This window comes from Ornithinimicrobium faecis, assembly GCF_023923225.1.
GTDB classification, from domain to species: Bacteria; Actinomycetota; Actinomycetes; order Actinomycetales; family Dermatophilaceae; genus Ornithinicoccus; species Ornithinicoccus faecis.
In genome coordinates this window covers 2,307,346-2,326,528 of the sequence record NZ_CP099489.1, presented here as the reverse complement: position 1 = coordinate 2,326,528, position 19,183 = coordinate 2,307,346, and the positions used below count along the sequence as shown (strand labels likewise).

The 19,183-nt window shown below is 68.4% G+C and carries 19 protein-coding genes; 9 read left to right on the top strand and 10 right to left on the bottom strand.

The genetic code is table 11. The features are described from left to right. Positions 1 to 11: 11 nt before the first annotated feature. Both NF556_RS10810 and NF556_RS10805 read right to left on the bottom strand, forming a co-directional pair. Complete coding sequence (locus tag NF556_RS10810; RefSeq protein ID WP_252590949.1) at positions 12 to 344, bottom strand: hypothetical protein; 333 nt, start codon at positions 342 to 344, stop codon at positions 12 to 14. 514 nt (positions 345 to 858) lie between these two features. Then, a complete protein-coding gene (locus tag NF556_RS10805; RefSeq protein ID WP_345780110.1) occupies positions 859 to 1,629 on the bottom strand; it encodes a class I SAM-dependent methyltransferase in 771 nt (256 codons plus the stop codon). 240 nt (positions 1,630 to 1,869) lie between these two features. Here NF556_RS10805 and NF556_RS10800 point away from each other — a divergent pair, with 240 nt between their 5' ends. Next, positions 1,870 to 2,853 carry a class I SAM-dependent methyltransferase gene (locus tag NF556_RS10800; protein ID WP_252590945.1) on the top strand — a complete coding sequence of 328 codons (984 nt, stop codon included), beginning with the start codon at positions 1,870 to 1,872 and terminating at the stop codon, positions 2,851 to 2,853. Positions 2,854 to 3,020: 167 nt separating this feature from the next. Here NF556_RS10800 and NF556_RS10795 read toward each other — a convergent pair whose 3' ends face one another. Next, a complete protein-coding gene (locus tag NF556_RS10795; RefSeq protein WP_252590944.1) occupies positions 3,021 to 3,764 on the bottom strand; it encodes an NUDIX hydrolase in 744 nt (247 codons plus the stop codon). Positions 3,765 to 3,889: 125 nt separating this feature from the next. On the opposite strand from NF556_RS10795, the gene NF556_RS10790 reads away from it, so the two are divergent. After that, positions 3,890 to 4,705, top strand: a complete 816-nt coding sequence (locus tag NF556_RS10790; protein WP_252590942.1) for a class I SAM-dependent methyltransferase — start codon at positions 3,890 to 3,892, stop codon at positions 4,703 to 4,705. A gap of 7 nt (positions 4,706 to 4,712) precedes the next feature. On the opposite strand, the gene NF556_RS10785 is transcribed toward NF556_RS10790, so the two are convergent. The 6 genes from NF556_RS10785 to glsA all read right to left on the bottom strand — a co-directional run bounded on the left by NF556_RS10785 (position 4,713) and on the right by glsA (position 11,322). Then, entirely contained in the window at positions 4,713 to 5,624 is a 912-nt protein-coding gene (locus NF556_RS10785; RefSeq protein WP_252590940.1) for a siderophore-interacting protein, read from the bottom strand. 15 nt (positions 5,625 to 5,639) lie between these two features. Further along, positions 5,640 to 7,784, bottom strand: a complete 2,145-nt coding sequence (locus tag NF556_RS10780) for an iron ABC transporter permease (protein ID WP_252590938.1) — start codon at positions 7,782 to 7,784, stop codon at positions 5,640 to 5,642. Continuing rightward, positions 7,781 to 8,869 (bottom strand): ABC transporter substrate-binding protein, encoded by a 1,089-nt coding sequence (locus NF556_RS10775; protein ID WP_252590936.1) that lies wholly within the window; start codon positions 8,867 to 8,869, stop codon positions 7,781 to 7,783. Before NF556_RS10775 ends, NF556_RS10780 begins: the two co-directional genes overlap by 4 nt. Before the next feature lie 71 nt (positions 8,870 to 8,940). Next, entirely contained in the window at positions 8,941 to 9,807 is an 867-nt protein-coding gene (locus tag NF556_RS10770) for an ABC transporter ATP-binding protein (protein ID WP_252590934.1), read from the bottom strand. Between the two features lie 56 nt (positions 9,808 to 9,863). Next, positions 9,864 to 10,364 carry a nitroreductase family deazaflavin-dependent oxidoreductase gene (locus tag NF556_RS10765; protein ID WP_252590932.1) on the bottom strand — a complete coding sequence of 167 codons (501 nt, stop codon included), beginning with the start codon at positions 10,362 to 10,364 and terminating at the stop codon, positions 9,864 to 9,866. Next, entirely contained in the window at positions 10,357 to 11,322 is a 966-nt protein-coding gene (gene glsA, locus NF556_RS10760; RefSeq protein WP_252590930.1) for a glutaminase A, read from the bottom strand. The genes NF556_RS10765 and glsA overlap by 8 nt, the downstream gene beginning before the upstream one ends. 93 nt (positions 11,323 to 11,415) lie before the next feature. On the opposite strand from glsA, the gene NF556_RS10755 reads away from it, so the two are divergent. The 6 genes from NF556_RS10755 (at position 11,416) to NF556_RS10730 (ending at position 17,035) form a co-directional block, all read left to right on the top strand. Then, on the top strand, positions 11,416 to 13,191 hold the full coding sequence (locus tag NF556_RS10755; RefSeq protein WP_252590928.1) for an alpha/beta hydrolase: 1,776 nt from the start codon (positions 11,416 to 11,418) through the stop codon (positions 13,189 to 13,191). 171 nt (positions 13,192 to 13,362) lie between these two features. Continuing rightward, a complete protein-coding gene (locus NF556_RS10750) occupies positions 13,363 to 13,797 on the top strand; it encodes a single-stranded DNA-binding protein (RefSeq protein WP_252590926.1) in 435 nt (144 codons plus the stop codon). Between the two features lie 77 nt (positions 13,798 to 13,874). Next, the gene (locus tag NF556_RS10745) at positions 13,875 to 14,279 is read left to right on the top strand and encodes a GNAT family N-acetyltransferase (protein WP_252590924.1); all 405 of its coding nucleotides are present in this window, start codon (positions 13,875 to 13,877) and stop codon (positions 14,277 to 14,279) included. A 248-nt stretch (positions 14,280 to 14,527) separates the two neighbouring features. Then, positions 14,528 to 14,908 (top strand): hypothetical protein, encoded by a 381-nt coding sequence (locus NF556_RS10740; protein ID WP_252590922.1) that lies wholly within the window; start codon positions 14,528 to 14,530, stop codon positions 14,906 to 14,908. 22 nt (positions 14,909 to 14,930) lie between these two features. Beyond that, positions 14,931 to 15,560 (top strand): hypothetical protein, encoded by a 630-nt coding sequence (locus NF556_RS10735; protein WP_252590920.1) that lies wholly within the window; start codon positions 14,931 to 14,933, stop codon positions 15,558 to 15,560. Beyond that, positions 15,557 to 17,035 carry an HNH endonuclease signature motif containing protein gene (locus tag NF556_RS10730; protein WP_252595668.1) on the top strand — a complete coding sequence of 493 codons (1,479 nt, stop codon included), beginning with the start codon at positions 15,557 to 15,559 and terminating at the stop codon, positions 17,033 to 17,035. The genes NF556_RS10735 and NF556_RS10730 overlap by 4 nt, the downstream gene beginning before the upstream one ends. Before the next feature lie 43 nt (positions 17,036 to 17,078). Here the strand turns inward: NF556_RS10730 and NF556_RS10725 are convergent, their stop codons facing one another. Then, positions 17,079 to 17,891, bottom strand: a complete 813-nt coding sequence (locus tag NF556_RS10725; protein WP_252595666.1) for an alpha/beta fold hydrolase — start codon at positions 17,889 to 17,891, stop codon at positions 17,079 to 17,081. 118 nt (positions 17,892 to 18,009) lie between these two features. On the opposite strand from NF556_RS10725, the gene NF556_RS10720 reads away from it, so the two are divergent. Continuing rightward, entirely contained in the window at positions 18,010 to 19,128 is a 1,119-nt protein-coding gene (locus tag NF556_RS10720; protein ID WP_306271264.1) for a methyltransferase domain-containing protein, read from the top strand. Positions 19,129 to 19,183 lie beyond the last annotated feature (55 nt).

Sequence of the window (19,183 nt, the reverse complement as noted above, 5' to 3'; positions counted from 1 at the left end):
ATCACCTCACTTCAAGAACTCGTAGAACTTCCATCGGCAGGGATAATCCGGCCTGCATCATGGGCTGGCATGGCTACCAACTCCAGCCAGTGGCCAGCCCGGTCTGGCCCGATGACGACGAGCCGCTCCTCGCCGTACTGCTCGATCTCCACGAGTCGCACCGCGTTTCTGAACGCGTGCAGAATGTCGGCTTCGGCGATCCCATGCCTGAACGCTGAGTCCGTCAACCGCACCCTCACCCTAGACAGCGACGCATCATTCGTCAACCTAAGGTTGACCCTCAGGCGGGTGCGCGCGACCGGCAACATCGGGACATAACGTATGTCGCCGCGGTCCTGACTCACGGAGAAGCAGGTTGTCCGCGGCCTGCCAGTTCACCGCAGAGGCCACGAAGAGGCCCGCATACGGTCACGCTGTTTGCGCGAGCGAATTGAAAGTCGCCTCGCCCTCGCCGCTGTCCGTGACGCACTTGAACGTGTACGTCTGCGCAGTTGTTACCAATTGCCCAGCGCGCTCTGTCCGTCGCTGTCCGTAGCGAGGACTTCGGTGCCGGCCTCGTCAGTGACCACGAGCTGTCCTGCCCCCACGATGCTGACGTCATGCGTACCAGGTGCCACCTGGTCTCGATTGAGCCCGCACGTGTCCATGACGACCTCGAGCGGCGCAGTTGCAGGCTCCGGGGGCGGATCTCCGAGGCAGGCAGTAAGTAGGACACCGCACGCCAACATGGTCACGAGCCGCCGTGATTCCGTTGATCCCAGAGCGGGGGGTTCTGGACACGATGATCGAGACACCACTCCCCCATTTGTCGCCCCTCACCCAGCCGCGGTGTGTCAAGTGGAGCCTGCACGTCATAGCTCACGTGATCCGCGCCAGGAGTTCACCATTGGGGATCATGAACCATGCGTCCGGCGCTCCTCCCCAAGCACGCCATCCGGCCACGATCCGATCGAGGCTCTCAGCCGTGGCCCCTTGTCGTGCAGCCTGCTCGGTGAAGGTCTGACCGCCATACCGCACCGCCTGGCTCTCCCCCCACCACTGGCACGTCTCAGCATCGGCGTAGTTCCACGCCGTTGCTGTGAAACTCACCTCGTGCAGCGCTGCCGCCAGTGCCCAAGCGCGCAGGTGCCGCGCGGCGTCCGGCTCAGCATCATTGGCCCGCGCCACGGCACGATAGAGCGTGCGCCACTCCTCCAGCTCGGGCGAGGCCGGATGCCAGGCCATGGCCGCGTAGTCGGCATCCCGGACGGCCACCCAACCACCGGCTCGGCAGACGCGGGCCATCTCCTGGAGCGCCAGCACCGGATCCGGCAGGTGCTGCAGCACCTGGTGGGCGTGGACCACGTCGAAGGTGTCGTCCTCGAACGGCAGGTGCAGCGCGTCACCGACCTCGAACCGGGTCAGCGTGTCCCCTCGTTCTTTCGCCCTCGACCGCGCTGAGATCAGCGGGGCCTCCACATTCTCAAGCCCGACGACCTGCCCTGGCGCCACCAGTTGGGCCAGGTCGAGAGTGATGGTCCCGGGTCCGCACCCGACGTCCAGCAGGCTCATGCCCGGCTCGAGGACAGGCAGGAGATAGGCGCAGGAGTTGGCTGCCGTCCGAGTGCCGTGTGAGGCGAGCGTCGCCACCTCGTGCCCATGCGTATACCGAGGGAGCCCCCTCGTGTCCGCGTCATCTAAGGCCATGTGCCGAGTCTGCCTGACACGGCCATTGTGCCGCCAGTCCCTCCCGGACGGTTGGCGAGCAGCACCATCTCAGGCAGGCGACCGGTCAGGTCGGCGCCCTTGTCGTGCAGAGTAGAGAATGGCTCAGTGACCACTGCCGGCCGAACCGACGCTCCAGACCCCGCGTCGAACTCTCTTGATCCCGTGGACCTCCTCCTGCTCGACGAGCTCGGGGAACTCCCCTCGGGACGGATCGCGGTGCTCGATGACGCCCACGGCGCTCTGGCTGCGGCTCTGGCCGACCGGACGAGCTCGAGTGTGGTCGCGCATAGCGACAGTCTCGTCAACGAACGCCGGCTGACCCACCTGGGCGTGGAGATCGCCGCGGACCTCACCTCGGCCCTCGTCGGCACCCAACTGGTGGTGTTGCGGCTGCCCAAGTCGCTGGACGCCCTGGATGAGATGGCTCGGACCGCCGCCCAGATCGGCGCCAACGATGTCCGCCTGGTTGCCGGTGGGCGGACCAAGCACATGACTCCGTCGATGAATGCGGTGCTTGCCACGAGCTTCGAGGAGGTGCGAGCCAGCCTCGGGCGACAGAAGTCACGGGTCTTGCATGCAGCAGGGCCCAAGGCGGTGAAGCAGCCCTGGCCACAACAGCGACACCACGACGACCTTGGCCTGACCGTTCACGCTCACGGGGCCGTCTTCGCCGGCACTCGACTGGATGCAGGGACGGCGCTTCTGATCAGCCAACTGCACCACCTCACGGACACCGAAGGCACGGTCGTCGACCTCGGCTGCGGCACGGGCATCCTCGCCGCTCTCCTCGCCCGCAGATTCGCCAACGTGACGGCGGTCGACGTGTCTGCCGCGGCCGTCGCCTCAGCGCGACTGACCACCTCTGGCAGTGTCGACGTGCGCCGGGCAGACGGACTGAGCGAGTTTGCCGACGCCTCGATCGCCGCAGTCGTCAGCAATCCACCCTTCCACGTGGGCACGACCAAGGACTCCACCCCGACGCTGAAGATGATCAAGGACGCTGGACGGGTGTTGATCTCCGGCGGCGAACTGCTCATGGTGTTCAACGCACACCTGCCGTACCTGCCTCGGCTCAAGGCCCTGGGCCGGACCAACATCCTGGTCCGCGACAACCACTACGTGGTCACGCGGACGATCCGCGACTGAATGACGGCATGGCATGCCGGACAGCGTTGCGGGACGGTGTGCCACCTGGTCCGAAAGTCAGTTGAAAGAGCTCGCTTCTAGCGTCCCCATCAGTCGTGAATCACCGACGAGAGATGGGTATGACGGTCACGAAACGCCCACTGGACGAACCGCCTGAACGGCAGTCGTCATCGCCACGCGAACACCGGTTGCTCAAAGTCGTGCACCGGGTCGGCCAGCCCCAGCAGACCCAGCCAGTTGAGCTGCACGAGGACCGCCGCCGTGGGTGCGTGGATCAACGCCGCCCCCAGCGGCACCGACACCACCGGCCGGTCACTCTCGGCGATCGTGGTGAAGCGCGGCGAGTCGGGGCGCTGCAGTTGGTGCAGTCCAATCCGGAAGACCGCATGCACCTCACTGGGGTCTGGTCGCACCTGAGCCGCACCACCCCAGACGACAACGGGCGTCATCACGAACCCGGACCGGGTCTCATAGTCGTCGAGCAGCCCGAGCACCTGGTCGGGAGCCAGCTCCAGTCCAACCTCTTCGTGCGTCTCCCGCAGAGCCGCCTCGACCACGCTCTCCCCCGGCTCCAGCCGCCCACCGGGCAGCGCGAACTGGCCGGGGTGCAGGCGCATCGTCAGCGCCCTGCGACACAACAGGAAAGCCGCGCCACCCGCTGCACCCAGCAGCCGCTTGTGCGGCAGGCGCGGGTCCTCATCCACCATCCCGTCCCCGTCACGGGCCCAGGTCACCACGTCCTGCGCCGTGGAGTCCACGAGCACGACAGCGACAGCGGCGTGTGGGCGGTCGGCCAGGTCGGCGACCCACCGCTCGTGTCCGGCCAAGTTGGCCGCGACCCGCTCCCGGAGGGCTGCGTCATAAGCGAGGGGGTCAGGGACGACTGCTCGGTCTCCTGCGGGGTGGGTCACCTGTGCTCCTGTCTCCGAACACCCAAGATGGCGCATCCGTCCCGCACGGAGGACAACGGGTCGCGCGCTCCCCCACGTGCGCCCGCCCACGGGTCATCGAACACTCACCACAGATCGGAAGCACCATGACCAGCACGAACATCTACGCGTTCTCCACAAGAACCGACGAGGAGCGGCGCCTGCAGGCACAGTCGGCCTCCTTCGACCCCCTCACCCAGCGCCTGTTCAACGAGGTCGGGCTCGCCCCGGGGATGCGGGTCCTGGACCTGGGCTGCGGGGTTGGCAATGTCTCCCGACTCGCCGCCGCGATGGTGGGCCCGGATGGATCGGTCCTCGGTGTCGACCGGGACCCGTTGGCCATCGAGCGCTCCCAGCGGCTCACGGCTGCTGAGCACGTGAGCTTCCAGCAGGCAGACGTCAATGAGCTCGCCACTCAGGTCGGGGGCGAGTTTGACGCGGTGGTGGGCCGGCTCGTCCTGCCCTACGTCGTCGACGCCGCAGCGGTCCTGCGCCAGGCGGCCAGCCTGTTGCGCCCCGGTGGGCTGCTCTGTGTGCAGGAGCCGGACCTGACCTACGACTGGGTGAGCACCCCGACACCCCTGTGGGATGAGACCAAGAGCTGGTTCCTGGAGACTCTGACCCGCCTCGGCGCAGACCCACGCGCCGGCACCACCTTGTTCGAGTCCTTCCGGGCAGCGGGGCTGCCGGACCCGCAGCTGGTGCTCGAGGCCCCGGTCGGCGGCGGGCCCTGGTCTCAGGCCTACGGCTGGGCCGGAGGGGCAATTGCGGCGTGGCCGGTGGCTCAACAACTGGGACTTCTGCCCGCAGGGGCCGACCCCGACACCCTCGAGGAACGTCTCGAGGTCGAGATCGCCGAGCACGGGGGCTCGGTGATCGGGCCACCAATGTTCGGCGCCTGGGTGACTCTCCCGAACGGCTGAGGCAGCCTCAGTTCTCGGCGCGACCGGCCCGCCAGTAGCCCATGAAGGACACTGAGCGTCGGTCGATGCCGAGGTCACGGACCAGGTGCCGGCGCAGGGTCTTGATCACGCCGGCCTCCCCCGCGAACCAGGCGGAGAGCTCGCCCTCGCAGCCGGCGCCAGGCGCCGCCAACTCCCAGAGGAGATCAGCGTCGATGTCGACGTCCTCCAACTCGACTCCCCCACCTGTGCGGGTCCGGGCCATGGCTCCGGCCGCCTCCTGCACCGCGGGCACCAGAAGCTCGCCGTGTGGCCGTCCCTCGCGGGCCAGCCAGGTCACCGAAACTCCCTCGGGGGCGGGCACTTCCCAGCGGTCGCCGGCCTGGGGGACCTCCAGGAAGGCCGCTCCACTGCTGTATGCCGGCAGCTGGCTCAGGATCGTGGCGATAGCTGGGACGGCGGTCTCGTCACCAGCGAGCAGCACCGGTCGGCCCGCCTCCGGCACCCGGAACTCCACCCCGCCGTGCGGTCCCTCGGCCAGGGCGTTCGGGCCCATCAGCACCAGCGGGTCGCCGAGCTGCACCCGGTTGGCCCACCGGGAGGCGGGTCCGGCATCGCCGTGCAGGACGACATCCACGTCGACCTCGCGGGTCTCCCGGCGCACGGCCCGGGTGGTGTAGGTGCGCAGCGGATTGCGCTGTGCCTCAGGTAGTTCGCGCCACCGCAGGAACCAGTCCTCCCCGCGTGGCAGGTGCTCGAATCCGCCGGCCACCGGGAAGAGCAGCTTGGTCCGGGCGTCGAAGCCAAGGTCGGCATACTCGTCCAGGTCGTCCCCGGTGAAGGTCACCCGCAGGAAGCTGGGTGAGAGCCGCTCCAGGCGCGCAACCGTGACGTCGAAGTGGCGCCAGGTCAGGGTGGCGGTGGCAGTGCTTGTGCTCATGAGGGTTCCTCTCGCTCAGGTGTCGCGGCCGCGGCTGCGCCACAGCAGATAGATGAAGTAGGGAGTGCCCAGCAGGGCGGTGCCCACACCGGCCGGGATCTGGATCGGCGCCAGAACCCAGCGCCCGAGAGTGTCCGCACCGGAGACGAGGATCGCGCCGAGCAGGATGGCGACCGGGATCACCCGCGAGTGCCGGGAACCGACGAGGGCGCGGGCCGCGTGCGGTGCGACCAGGCCGACGAACGCCACCACTCCCGTCGCAACCACGGCGGCCGCCGTGAGCACCGCGGCCGTGCCCAGCAACAGCAGTCGCATCCGGTCCAACGGCACCCCGAGCAGGCGCGGGGTGTCCTCGTCCAGCGCCACGACATCGAGCTCGCGGCGCAGCAGGACGGCGATCGGGATGATCACGAGCAGCGCCACGGCCACCGGCACCAGCTGCTCCATCGTGCGCCCATAGGTCGACCCGGCCAGCCAGGTCAGCGCCAGGTTCACCTCCCACGGCCGGGTGACCACGATGAGCAGGGCAATCAGGGCCATCACACCGGCCTGGGTCCCCACGCCGATGAGCACCAGCCGGGTGGAGCTCAGTCCCCCGCGGTGTGCCAGGGCGAAGACCAGCGAGGTGACCACGAGGGCTCCGACGACAGCGGACGCCGACATGGGCCACAGGCCGATGCCGGGCACCAGCAGGATGGCCCCGACAGCACCCAGTCCGGCGCCCGAGGTGACACCGAGCAGCCCGGGCTCGGCGAGCGGGTTGCGGCACACGGCCTGCACGATGGTGCCCGCCAGGGCCAGGGCGGCCCCGGCCAGCAGCGCGGCCAGGACCCGTGGCACCCGGCGGCCCATCTCCAGGGTGACCTCCCGGCCGGAGACGTCGTTCCACCAGTTCGCGACGTCACCGAGCAGGATTAACCGGTCCCCCAGCAGCACAGCTGCCAGCCCGGCGCCAACCAGGGCGAGGGACAGGGAGACCGCCACCACGGCATACGTCGAGGTGGTGCGGGGCCGACCGTGCTGGCCGGACGAGTCCAGGCCGACACCGCGGTCCGGCAGCCGCCGGGCAAACCACACCAGGAGGGCAGCGCCCAGCAGACTGGTGACGACGCCGGTCGGCACGGCGGTGGTCATCGCGCTCGGGATCAGCACTCGCAGAGCAACATCGGCCCCGACCACCACCACGATGCCGACCAGCGCGGCGAAGGGAAGCAGGACCAGGTGCCGCCCGAGACCGGGGATGCGACGCGCCACCATCCGGGCGATCAGGGGCGCAGCCAGACCGACAAAGCCGATCGGTCCGGCCACCGTGACCGAGAGGGCTGCCAGCAGGACCGCCACGAGGATGGAGAGCACCCGCGCCCGCCGGACCGAGATGCCCAGGACCGACGCAGCATCGTCGCCCAGAGCCAGCAGGTCCATCCGCCGTGACAGCAGCAGGGCAGCACCCACGCCCACCACGAGGACCGGCAGCGCCAGGGTCAGGGTGCGCGTGCCGGACTGGACGATCGAGCCACTGCCCCAGGCGAACAGGCCCATCGTCTCCTGCTCGAAGAGGACCAGGAGCATCGTCACGAGCGAGTGGAGCGCCAGGGTGATCGCCGAGCCCGCCAGGATGAGCCGGGTGGGGCCGTCAGCACCGCCCCGGGACAACGCCATGACCAGCATCGCGGCACAGAGCCCACCAGCGAAGGCGAGCGTGCCCTGCAGGTAGAACGGCACCGACAGCCCCAGCACCGCCACGGCCACAACGGTCAGATAGGCGCCGGCGTTGACCGCCAGGGTGTCGGGGGCGGCCAGGGGGTTGCGGGCCACCGACTGCAGCAGGGCACCAGAGACGCCGAGGGCCACGCCGACCAGCAGTCCGGCCAGGAGCCGGGGCACCCGCGAGGCCAGCAGCACTGCCGCTGTCTCGTCCAGCGCGTCTCCCCCGGTGGCCCAGCGCCAGAGGTCACCGGCCCCGACCGCACCGGTCCCCTGGGTCAGGTGCACCCCACTGACGATGACCCCCAGGACGATCACGGTCAGGAAGGCTCCCGTGATGCCTCCGACAGACACCCGGCCGCGGCGCGGCGACTCCCCCGGCGCCGGGGCACCGGCAGCAGACCGACCTCCCGAGGGCTCGAGGTCGGCGTGCTGCGGCGGGGTGGTCGTGGTCACTCCGGTGCGGTCACCGCGTCGACGGTGGCGTCGATGAAGGCCTCGCCGGACTGCGGCCCGCCGAACATCCAGATGCCGTCCGGGATGCGGTCCACGTTGTCCCCCGTGACGAAGGGCAGCTGTGCCCAGATCGGGTTGTCGGCCAGCCCCTCGGCGAACGGGTCAGCCTCGGAATCGTTTGCGGCATAGAGGAAGTGCAGGTCGTCGAGGGCAGTGAGGCCCTCGACGTCGGTCTGGGCCAGGCCGTAGTCGGGGTCGCCGCCCTCGGTCCAGGCGTTGACCAGCCCGAGCTCCTCGCCGATCGCCCCGAAGTAGGAGCCCGGCGTGAACATCCGCACCGACACGACGCCGTTGTTGAGCCAGCCGTCGGCCATCACGAACTCGTCGCCCTCGAGGCCGGCGTCCGCGATGGCGGCCTGCCCCTCGGTCAGGGCGGCGTCGAACTCCCCCAGGGCGGCCTCGGCCTCCACCTCGGTGCCGGTGGCGGTGCCGAGCAGCTCGACCGTGGAGCGCATGTAGCCCAACGGGTCCTCGCTGTCCGAGCCCCGCACGGCCAGGACCGGCGCGATGTCCTCGAGCTGGCCAATCACGTTGTCTGGCAGGTCGGTCGTGGTCACGATCAGATCCGGGTCCAGCGCCGTGATGTCGGACAGGCTGGGCTCGCCGCGCGTCCCCACATCGGTGACGCCCTCCGGGTCCAGCGGCGCGACCGTGTCCCAGGTGTTGTAGCCCTCGATGTCCGCCTGCCCGACCGGCACGACGCCGAGCGCCAGGAGGTTCTCGGTCAGCCCCCACTCCAGGGAGACCACCTCGGTGGCCGGTTCCTCGAGGGTGTGCTCGCCGCGCTCGTCGGTGTAGGTCACGGGGCCACCACTCCCCTGCTCGGCTGCGGTGGTGGCGGCTGTCGTGGCCGCGGCGTCATCCCCGACTGCTGGGGTTGACTCGCCATCGGCGGATGACTCGCCGTCGGCGGCCGCGCTCTCCTGCTCGGCCGGCTCAGGGTCCTCCGTCGTCCCGCAGGCGGTGAGCGCGAGGGCAGCGACCAGCAGGGTTCCGGTCACCAGGGCGTGACGGGGTCGGTGCATGGGTGATTCCTTGTCTGTATGCCGTCCGCTGGGCGGGCGGGTTGGTGCCCCTGGGAGGGGGCGGGGTGAGGTCAGACAGCGGCGGGCTGGACGATGTCAGCCGTGTGGTCCAGCTCGGCGCTCGCCAGGTGCCGGCTGCGTGCCTCACAGACTGGGCGGCTCGAGACGGGGTGGAGGTGGACGTCCACGTGGATGCCGTAGACCTCGGAGAGTAGGTCCGTGGTCAGCACCTCAGCGGGTGTCCCGGTTGCGCGAACCTCTCCGTGGTCAAGCAGCACGACGTGGTCGGCGACGGTGGCCGCGTGGTTGAGGTCGTGCAGGACCACCCCGATGGCCACACCGTGCTCGGTGGCCAGGTCACGGACGAGGTCCAGCAGGTCCATCTGATAACGCAGGTCCAGGTGGTTGGTGGGCTCGTCCAGCAGGAGCACCCCGGTGTCCTGGGCCAGACAGGTGGCCAGCCAGACCCGCTGCAGCTCGCCACCCGACAGCTCGTCCACGCCGCGGTCGGCCATCGTGCTGACCCCGGTGATGGACAGTGCGTGCTCGATGGCCCGCGGTCCGTCTGGGTCAGCCGTCCGGAAGCGACCGCGGTGCGGGTGCCTGCCAAACCCGACCACGTCGCGCACCGTCACTCCCCCTGGCGTGGGTCTGCTCTGGGAGAGCATCGTGACCCGCCGGGCAAAAGCTTTGGGGTGCAGCGTCAACACATCCTCGACGTCATCGAGTGCAACGTTGCCGGTGTCCGGTCGGTGCAACCTGGCCAGGGACCGCAGCACCGTCGACTTGCCCGAGCCGTTGGGCCCGATGAGGGCCGTGACCCTCCCCTGGGTCAGGGACAGGTCGACGCCGTGGACCACCTCGTGGTGACCGTAGGACAAGCGCAGTTCCTGTCCGCTCAGGGCGGGCGGGAGAACTGCGGGAAAGGAGCGGGCCATGAGGTGAGGCTAACCTAACTACGGTGGGTCACGCCAGCCTCTGGATATGAGCGTGATCACACTTCGCCGGGGCCGAACCGGGCCTGTGGTGCGTCACCGGCGCTCAGGTCCAACCGCACCAGCGGGATGTCCGGCTCGGTCTCGCCCGTCGCCTCGGTGATCACGGCAGAGAGCTTTTCCCAGGCCGTCGGGTGCTCGAGTTGGTAGGCCGCCAGGACCCGCGTCCGCTCCCCCTCATCCAGGACACGTGCCTGCGCAGGGTGGCGCCGCGTCGTCCCGATGCTGACATGACAGCGCGGTTGCGCCTGCAGGTTGCGGAACCACTGTGCCGTGGGCCCGAAACCGGACGCGACCACGAGGGAGGTGGGCGACTCCTCGCTCACCACCTCCAGGACAACGAACCGGGCTGCACCGGACGTGCGGCCCACATGCTCGAGCATCAGCAGGCGCCGGGTGAACAGGAAGCCCAGACCGGCGCGGAACATCGGGATGGGCGCCCGCACGAACAGCCGGTTCTGCAGCAACCGCGCACCCCAGGTGCGCACGAGGTCAGCCATCAGCCGCCCCGTCGGTGGGCTGACCCAGCGGGTCGCGGTGCCGCAGCACGTGCAGGTCCCAGCGGTCGCTGAGCCGGCGGAACAGCTCGACACCACGGATCGAGTTGCCATGGCTGTCCAGCCGGGGAGACCAGGTGGCCAGCCCCATCGCGCCGGGGACCACGCCGAGCATCGCACCCGAGACGCCGCTCTTGGCGGGGATGCCCACCTGGGTCACCCAGCCGCCGCTGGCGTCATACATCCCGCAGGTCAGCATGACTGACAGTGTCTGTTGGACCACGCGCTCGTCGAAGACCCGCTCCCCCGACACCGGGTTGCGTCCGCCCGAGGCGAAGGTCGCTCCCATCACGGCCAGCTGCGTGGTCGTGACCTCGACCGAGCACTGGCGCAGATAGCCCTGGACCACCTCATGCGGGTCGACATCCAGCATGCCGGAGGAGGCCAGCATGTGGGCCAGGGCGAAGTTGCGGTCGGCCCGGACCTGCTCGGCTCGCAGGACCTCCTCGCTGACCTCCAGCTGACCTCCTGCCAGCGCGGAATAGCGGTCCAGCAGGAGAGCCTCCCGGTCCTCAAGGGTGTCACCAGGCACCAGCGCCTGGGCCATGATCGCCCCGGCGTTGATCAGCGGATTGAAGGGCCGTCCGTCGCTGAGTTGCGACAGCTCGTTGAAGGCCTCCCCCGACGGCTCAACACCGATAAACGCCAGCACCCGGTCCAACCCGCACTCCTGGAGGGCCACGGCATACGTGAACGCCTTGGAGACGGACTGGAGCGCCAGCGCCCGGTCGTGATGGCCCACCCCGACCACCTCACCCTCCGTGGTGCAGACGGCGGCCGCCAGGGCATCCAGGTCTCGTCGCTGGACATCGCGCAGATAGTCGGCCGGCTCACCCCAGCCGATCTCTCGCGTCTCCTCGAGGATCGCGACGAGGTCGTCGTGCACACGCTGGTCGGTCATGGGCCCACTGTGGCAGACCGGCCACCACCGGATCACCTCACCGCCCCGGAGCACCTCACCGCCCCGGAGCACCTGACCGCATAGGCTGAGCGAGTGCAGCGCCTCAGAGCACCACGCCTCGGCCAGCCCTCGGTGCACAACCCGCTGCGCATGCCCCTGCCGGGGACACCGCACTCGTCCTATCCGAACCCACCTGAGGAACGCTCGGACGGCGTGCTGCGCCACCTCTCCACCCCGGGTCTGACCGTCGGCCTGATCACCCTGTGGGTGGCCCTGTCCCCCAGCCTGCTGCCGCGTGCCTGGTGGATGACGGCCGTGAACGTGGGCGTCAGCCTCGCCTACGGTTACGTCATCGGCAGCCTGCTCGGCCGCTTCGTCTCGTGGCTGGCTCGCCGCACCGACCTGCGGGTGGAGATCAACGCCCGCTCCGACTGGAGCCTGCGCACCCTGTGGCTGGTGTTCCTGATCATCGTCAGCGGCGTCGTGTGGATCCGCAGCCTGCACCAGCAGGAGCAGATCTCGCTCGTCGCCGGCGTCAGCCGTGGGGGCGCCCTCAACCAGTTCATCGGGGTGCTCGCCGGCCTCGCGCTCTTCTGGGTGCTGCTGCTGATCGGCCGTGGCCTGCGCCGACTGTGGCGCCGGGTCAAGCGGCTGATCGAGCCCATCCTCCCCGGCCCCCTGGAGGGCGTGGTTGCAGCCCTCATCGTGGTCTTTGCTGTGCTCTTCGTGAGCGAGACCCTGGTCTACCAGCGAGCCCTGAACTGGGCCCTGGGCAACGCCACCCAACTGAGCCAGACCTCGCCCGAGGGGCGCACCGCCCCACCCGAAACCGAGCGCTCAGGCAGCCCCGCGTCATACGAGTCCTGGGAGTCTCTGGGCCGCGAGGGGCAGATGTTTGTCTCCGACGGACCACGTGCCTCGGACATCGCGGGGGCCACCGGCGAGCCGGCGCTCGACCCGATCCGGGTCTATGCCGGCAAGGCTGAGCACGACGAGATCGAGGACGCGGCACAGGCAGCGGTCGCCGAGCTCGTGCGCACTGGCGGCCTGGAGCGGTCGGTCGTCAATGTCGCGACGACGACCGGCACCGGCTTCGTGCAGGAGTGGTCGACGCAGTCGCTGGAGTTCCTCACCGGCGGAGATGTGGCCACTGTCTCGATGCAATACAGCTTCTTCCCCAGCGGCTTGGCCTACATTTCCGACCGGGACACGCCCCCGCGGGCGGGCCGGGCACTCTTCGAGGCCGTCGAGGCGGAGATCCAGGCACTGCCCGAGGGTGAGCGGCCACGCCTGTTCGCCAGTGGCGAGTCGCTGGGCTCCTTCGGCGGGCAGGGTGCCTTCGACGATGCCGACGACATGCTGGCGCGCGTGGACGGGGCCCTGTGGACCGGCACGCCCCGCTTCACACCCCTGTGGAGCTCCCTGACCGAGAGCCGCCGGCAGGGCAGCCCGGAGATCGCACCCGTGATTGACAACGGGCAGAACATCAGGTTTGCCACCCGGCCGCTGGAGCTCACCGAGGACTTCTATGGCGCCCCCTTCGTGGACTGGGAGGAGCCCCGCGTGGTCTATGGTCAGCACGCGTCCGACCCCGTCGTCTGGTGGTCGTGGGACCTGCTGTGGGAGGAGCCGGACTGGCTCCGCGAGCAGGTCGGTCGTGACGTCTCCCCTGACCTGAGCTGGGAGCGGTGGGTGACCTTCTGGCAGATCGCGAGCGACATGCCGCTGTCCGTGGACGTTCCGCCGGGCCATGGCCATGAGTACAAGAACGAGATGGTCCCGCTCTGGGCCGGCGTGCTGGGGATGGATCCCCTGGCGGACTACTCCGAGATCGTTGCCACGATCGACACCCTCGTGCTCGATCGCTGAGTGCAACGCCTCGGTCAGTCGTTGCAACGCTTGGTCGCTCGTTCCGCCGCCTCGGTCACGCGTTCCGCCGCCTCGTCAGTGAGATCCACAGCCTCTGTATGCCGAGTGCCACCGTCCACAGACCCCTCACCCAGTCTGGTGGTGGGACGGGGCAGCGCACAGGGTGTGGAGATGAGTCCACAGACCAGTGCACGTGACACCCCGGCCGTCGAGACCGTCAACTCCGTTCACATCGTGGGTCGGGTCAGTTGGGGCCCCGAGGTCAGGGTCCTGCCGAGCGGCGACGAGGTGGTGCAACTGCGCGTCGTCGTGCCCAGGGCAGGGCGACGCGGCGCGAACAAGACCGCGCCAGGCAAGGACAATCAGGGCAAGGGGGCCCCAGACAAGGGCACCCAGAGCAAGGTCAACCAGGGCAAGCGTGCCCAGGTCGATGCGATCGAGGTGGCTTGCTGGAGTGCGCGGACCCGAGCCGCTGCCATGCGCCTGTCCATCGACGACTATGCCGATCTTGAGGGCAGCCTGCACCGTCGGTTCTATGCCGGAGGCCAGGGGCGCGTCTCGCGTTATGAGGTGGAGGCCCAGCGGCTGCGCCGCGTCCGCTCGTAGGGACAACTCCGGTCGCAGGTTGTGTGGCAGGTTTAACGAGTCGCAGTCCTCCCAGATGTGTCCGTAGGCTCACGCCGGTGACACCCACCGAATACCTCACCGACAACGACCGCATCTCCCCCGACATGATCACCGGCTTCTTTGTCGGTTGGCCCCACCCGCCAACACCGGAAAAGCTCATCGAGACGATGGCGGGCAGTTATCGCCGCGTGTGGGCTGTCCGGGACGGCAAGGTCGTCGGCTATATCAATGCGATCTCAGACGGGGTGCTCAATGCGTTCATCCCGTGGCTCGAGGTGCATCCCGACCACCAGGACGAGGGCATTGGCACCGAGCTCGTCCACCGGATGGTCGCTCTGCTGGACGGGATGTACGCCATCGATCTGTGCTGCGACCCCGAATTGTTCCCCTATTACGAGAAGCTCGGGTTCATCACCTTCGGCGGGGCCGGCCTGCGCTTTCCTGCCGCCATCCACAGCTGACTGTCAGCCCGGCCAGCCGAGTCCGCTCCCCTGTCAGTGCCGCCTGGCAGTGTGGATCTCACCAGCAGGTGGCCCCACGACTCAAGGCGACGCCCAGTTTTCGTCGGCAGCCACGGGACTCACAGTCCCCATCCAGCCCGGTTTCCACAGATCGCCACGCATCCCTGGCATTCGTCGAACACTTGTGCTATTCTGGTGGTAGTTGGACAGGCCGGGAACGCGACGAGGCGAGCGGGAGGGGTGTGTTGGTGGTGATGCAGGCCAGGTCGTTGGAAGAGCACCTTGAGGATTACCTGGGGCAGGAGTTGACGGCCCAGGCTCTTGCTGGTGAGTTGGGGCGGCGTCCGCGGGTGCGGCTCTCTCCTGAGGTTGAGCCGTGGTTCGTGTTGGACCCGTCGCTGTTTGAGGACATGGACGTCGATGGTTACCGCCCGCGGGTGACGATCCTGGTCGAAGACGACTCCCCGCACAGCGATGCCAACGGCAAGATGTGGTGGCCCCTCGACCTCGACCCCAACACCCCGGGCCATTACTCGCCAGAGGGCGGCTCACCGGATGACACCGATGACCCGCGGTCGCGTGCCGCACGGCCCAACTGGCCGCGACCGCACAGTTGCGGGTGGGCCTGAGGGTCTCGGCGTCGACGACGCGATGCTCGACTCGTTGACCGCGTTGGCGCAAGCGTGTGCCACGGTCAGCGACGAGCAGGCCCACCACGACCACGGCGAGGACAACGGGGAGGGTCTGGTTGAGGCCCCTGCTCTCGTGGCTCGCGGTCAGGCGCTGTTGTCCAGCATCGAGGCGTTGAACGCGACCGCTGGCCACCTGGACGCGGTCCTGCTCTCGGCGACCCGGCAACTGACGGGTGTCGATGCCCAGATCCTGCTGGCCGATAAGGGCGCGACGTCCCCCGATGAGCTGACCGCGTCGCAACGGAAGAAGTGGCGTGCCTACGGCAAACGTGTCACCCGCAACGAGATGGGCGCGGCGATGGGGTGGTGCCCGGGTGAGATCTCCGACCTCGTTGCTTTCGCCAACCTGCCGCCCGCGGTCACCGCCCCGGTCAACCATTCGTTGGTGACGGGTGAGTCGACGTGGCGGCTGGTGCGCCGCTACCAGCGGGCCTGCTCCACCTTCACCACCGAGGACGCTGCTGCTGTGGCCAACGGGATGTTCGGCAACGACCCGAAAGCTTCCGTGTCTGAGCGGCTCGACTCTGCTGGTTCCTCGGTGGGCCGTGGCGTCACCGCGAGTTCTACCGGGCCCTGGACCGTGAAGTGAACAAGATCAAGGGTCGTGACCCCGAGTCGACGAAGAAGACCCGGGAAGACAACCTCGCCGCCAACGACACGAGGGTGTTGATCGAGGACAACGGCACCGCCCAGATCATGATCGGCTGCACCGCCACCCAAGGCGCCGCGGTCGCTGACCGCATCGAGAAGGCTGCCCGGGCTGCCCGCAAGGCCGGCGACACACGCCCCCTGTGCCAACTCCGTGCCGCGGCCGGGATCGCCCTGCTGCTGCACGGCACCGCAGACCTCGACAGCTTGCCGGACGACCCCGACCTGGTCACCGTCGAACAGTCCGAACAACTCACCAAAATCCTCTACGGACTCCCGGCCGCGCAGCTCAACGTCATCGTCCCGCTGAACACCCTGATCGGCACCACCCCCGGCGGTTTGGCCCCTGTCGATGCCGAGGGGAACCCGATCCCCGCCGCGTTCGCCGCGGCCAGCACGGCCACTGGTCGGTCGGTCACAGGTGGTGGCGGGTCCTGCACCTGCGAGTGCACCTGCGGCGCAGAGGCCGGCGAGTCTGTCGCTGATCCTGATCGAACACCCAGTGGCGGTTCGAGGGGACAAGACTGTCCCGAGCCCGGCCAGGCAGGACAAGACTGCCCACCACCACGAGCGGAGCCTGATGGTGAGGTCGGCGTCGGCGAGGTCATCGGCAAACACAGTGTCTTCCTGACCCCAGACGAGGTCCGCACCCTCGCGTTAACTCCTGGCTCGACGATGTACCGACTGCTGACCGACCCCGCGACCGGGGTCCTGGTCGAACGCTCCATCAGCGCGTACCCATTCGATCCGGGCATGCGGGCCCACATCATCGCCGCTGATGTTTTTTGCCGCATGCCCGGTTGTCTCAAACCCGCGTCGATGGCCCAGATTGATCACGTCCAGGAACACGGCACCCCCGGCGGGCACACCTGCATCGCCAACGGTCAACCACTGGACACCCCCGACCACGACCTGAAGACCAAGAAACTCTGGGACGCGGTGATCCACGCCAACAGAGACGTCACCTGGACCACCCTGCTCGGGCGGATCTACACCACCAAAGCCCACGACTATCGCCAGTACACCAAGTTGTTGACCGCGGCCACGCAACAGGTCGACGAAGCAATCGCCTCCGGGGACGACCCTGCTGCTGCTGTCGATGCAGCGGTGTATCAGGCGTTGTCCTACCGTCCAGCCGGTGCCAAGCTCGAGGCCGAGGATGACGACGACTTCAGCGAGCTGTTCACCGGCTGGGACTCCGTGACGTTGACTCACACTCCTGAGAGTGGGCGCCGGACCTACCACCCCGCCCCGGACGCCATGCGCGCCGAGGCACAACGCCACCACGACACCGACGACCGATTCACCCACGACCAGCCGGACACAGGTGACGACCAGACCACCAGGGACACCAAACCCGACGACGGGCCCACCACACCCTGGACTCACGACCCCGACGAACCACCACCCTTCTGAGGGTCAGGTCGCCAGCATGCACAGCCCCGACCCGTGCCGCCGGTTAGTCTCTGTCGGCTGCTGTCAGGAACGTGCGGAGCGCGGAGACAAACGCCTCCTGCTTCTCGGAGTGCACCCAGTGGCCAGCACCCTTGATCGTCAGCAGCATCGTCCGAGGGAAGATCGCCTCCATCGTGGGCCGGTGTTCGGGCTTGACATAGGGGGAACGCTCTCCCGCGATCCACAGCACAGGCCGGACGAAGGGATCCCCTTCAGGCGCATAACCACCGATCCGTGGCAGGTCGCGCAGCAGCACGTCCAGGTTGGCCTGCCATCGCCAGCCGTCATCAACAGATCGCAAGTTCTGGAGGAGGAATCCGCGGACCGTGCGACTCGGGATCAACTCGGTGAGTCGGGCGTCCGCCTCGGTGCGGCTGGGGAGATCGTCAAGATCGAGAGTCGCCAGCGCGCCCAACAGGTGGCGGAACTCACTCATATCGCTGCTCTCGACCGGCGAGATGTCCACGACCACCAGTCGATCAATCAGGTCCGGGTGTCGCAGAGCCACCGCCATCGCGACCTTGCCGCCCATCGAGTGCCCGACCAGGTGCACGCGCCCTTCGGGTGCGAAGTCGCGCCGCACCTCCGCAGCCACAGCGTCGGCCATCTGCTCAAAGTCGACCTGCTCGGCCCACTGCGAGCGTCCATGGTTGGGCAGGTCGACCAGCAGCGAGGCAAAGTCGGGCTGCAGCGCCTTCGCGATGGTGGTGAAGTTCTTGCCCTGCCCGAACAGGCCGTGGAGGAAGACGATCCGGCCGGCGGTGCCGTCTTCACCCACCCGCGTGGTGTAGATCTCAGGGCGCGCATCAGCAGTCACACGGCAACCCTAGTGGGGACAACCCTCCGCAAGGTGCGACTACCCTGGCCACGTGTCAGCGGCCCACAGAATGCAGTGCGACTACTTCGACTCTGCACGGTGTCGCTCCTGCTCTCTGATGGGCACGCCCTACGACGAGCAGCTCGCGGCCAAGCAGGCGCGGTGCCACGCAGCCCTCGGCACGTCGGCGCTCCCCACTGCACTCGACACCACGCCCCTTGACCCAGGACCGCTGTGGGAGCCTCCTTTCGCCAGCAATCCTGAGCGGTTCCGCAACAAGGCCAAGCTGGTCGTGGGCGGCACCCGCGACTCCCCCACCGTCGGGATCCTTGACCGTGGCGGGGAAGGCATCGATCTGCGGCACTGCGGGCTCTACGAGCCCGGGCTGACTGAGGTGGTCCAGCAGGTGCCGGAGATCATCGCTGACCTTGGTCTCGTGCCGTATGCCGTGCCGCACCGCAGCGGCGAACTCAAGCACGTGCTGGTCACCCACTCCCCCGCGGGTGAGTTGATGGTCCGGTTTGTCCTGCGCTCACCCGGGCAGGTGGGCCGGATCGAGCGGGCTCTGCCGGAGCTGCAGGAGCGACTGCCCGGTGCCCGGGTGGTCTCCGTCAATCTGCAGCCGACCCACGCTGCGGTGCTCGAAGGGCCCGAGGAGATGGTGCTGACCCGGGACCAAGAGCTTCCGATGCAGGTCAACGACGTGCGGCTGCGGCTGAGGACCCGCTCGTTCTTCCAGACCAACACCCTGGTCGCGGCCGGGCTGTATCGCCAGGCACGCGACTGGATCAACGACGTTGACCCCGCGTCGCTCTGGGACCTCTACTGCGGGGTCGGCGGTTTCGCGCTGCACGCACTCATGCGCCCAGATGGCACACCACGCGACGTCCTGGGCGTTGAGGTGTCCCCGGAAGCTGTCGAGAGTGCCCGGGCTGCCTCAGCAGAACTGCCCGGAAGGCCGACCTTTCTGGCCGGCGATGTCACCGACCACCTGACGACGACGCCGCCACCAGACCTGGTGGTGGTCAACCCACCACGGCGCGGGATCGGTGCCGATCTGGCTGGCTGGTTGGAGTCGTCTGGGGTCGAGCACGTCCTCTACTCAAGTTGCAACGTTGACTCGCTCGCCGCTGACCTCGCGCGGATGCCGTCCCTGCTCCCGGTGCGGGCTCGGCTCTTCGACATGTTCCCGCAGACCAATCACCTCGAGGTGCTCACGCTGCTGCGCCGTCGGTGACTGGCCCAGTGTGTCGCTCCGAATCAGCGGGTCGCTCACAACATGCGACCTCGTG

Excerpts from the sequence above, each read along its gene's own strand:
- NF556_RS10790 (WP_252590942.1), top strand. The coding sequence starts at position 3,890 with ATGACCAGCACGAACATCTACGCGTTCTCCACAAGAACCGACGAGGAG.
- NF556_RS10785 (WP_252590940.1), bottom strand. The coding sequence starts at position 5,624 with ATGAGCACAAGCACTGCCACCGCCACCCTGACCTGGCGCCACTTCGAC.
- NF556_RS10775 (WP_252590936.1), bottom strand. The coding sequence starts at position 8,869 with ATGCACCGACCCCGTCACGCCCTGGTGACCGGAACCCTGCTGGTCGCT.
- NF556_RS10770 (WP_252590934.1), bottom strand. The coding sequence starts at position 9,807 with ATGGCCCGCTCCTTTCCCGCAGTTCTCCCGCCCGCCCTGAGCGGACAG.
- NF556_RS10765 (WP_252590932.1), bottom strand. The coding sequence starts at position 10,364 with ATGGCTGACCTCGTGCGCACCTGGGGTGCGCGGTTGCTGCAGAACCGG.
- glsA (WP_252590930.1), bottom strand. The coding sequence starts at position 11,322 with ATGACCGACCAGCGTGTGCACGACGACCTCGTCGCGATCCTCGAGGAG.
- NF556_RS10750 (WP_252590926.1), top strand. The coding sequence starts at position 13,363 with ATGAGTCCACAGACCAGTGCACGTGACACCCCGGCCGTCGAGACCGTC.
- NF556_RS10735 (WP_252590920.1), top strand. The coding sequence starts at position 14,931 with ATGCTCGACTCGTTGACCGCGTTGGCGCAAGCGTGTGCCACGGTCAGC.
- NF556_RS10720 (WP_306271264.1), top strand. The coding sequence starts at position 18,010 with ATGGGCACGCCCTACGACGAGCAGCTCGCGGCCAAGCAGGCGCGGTGC.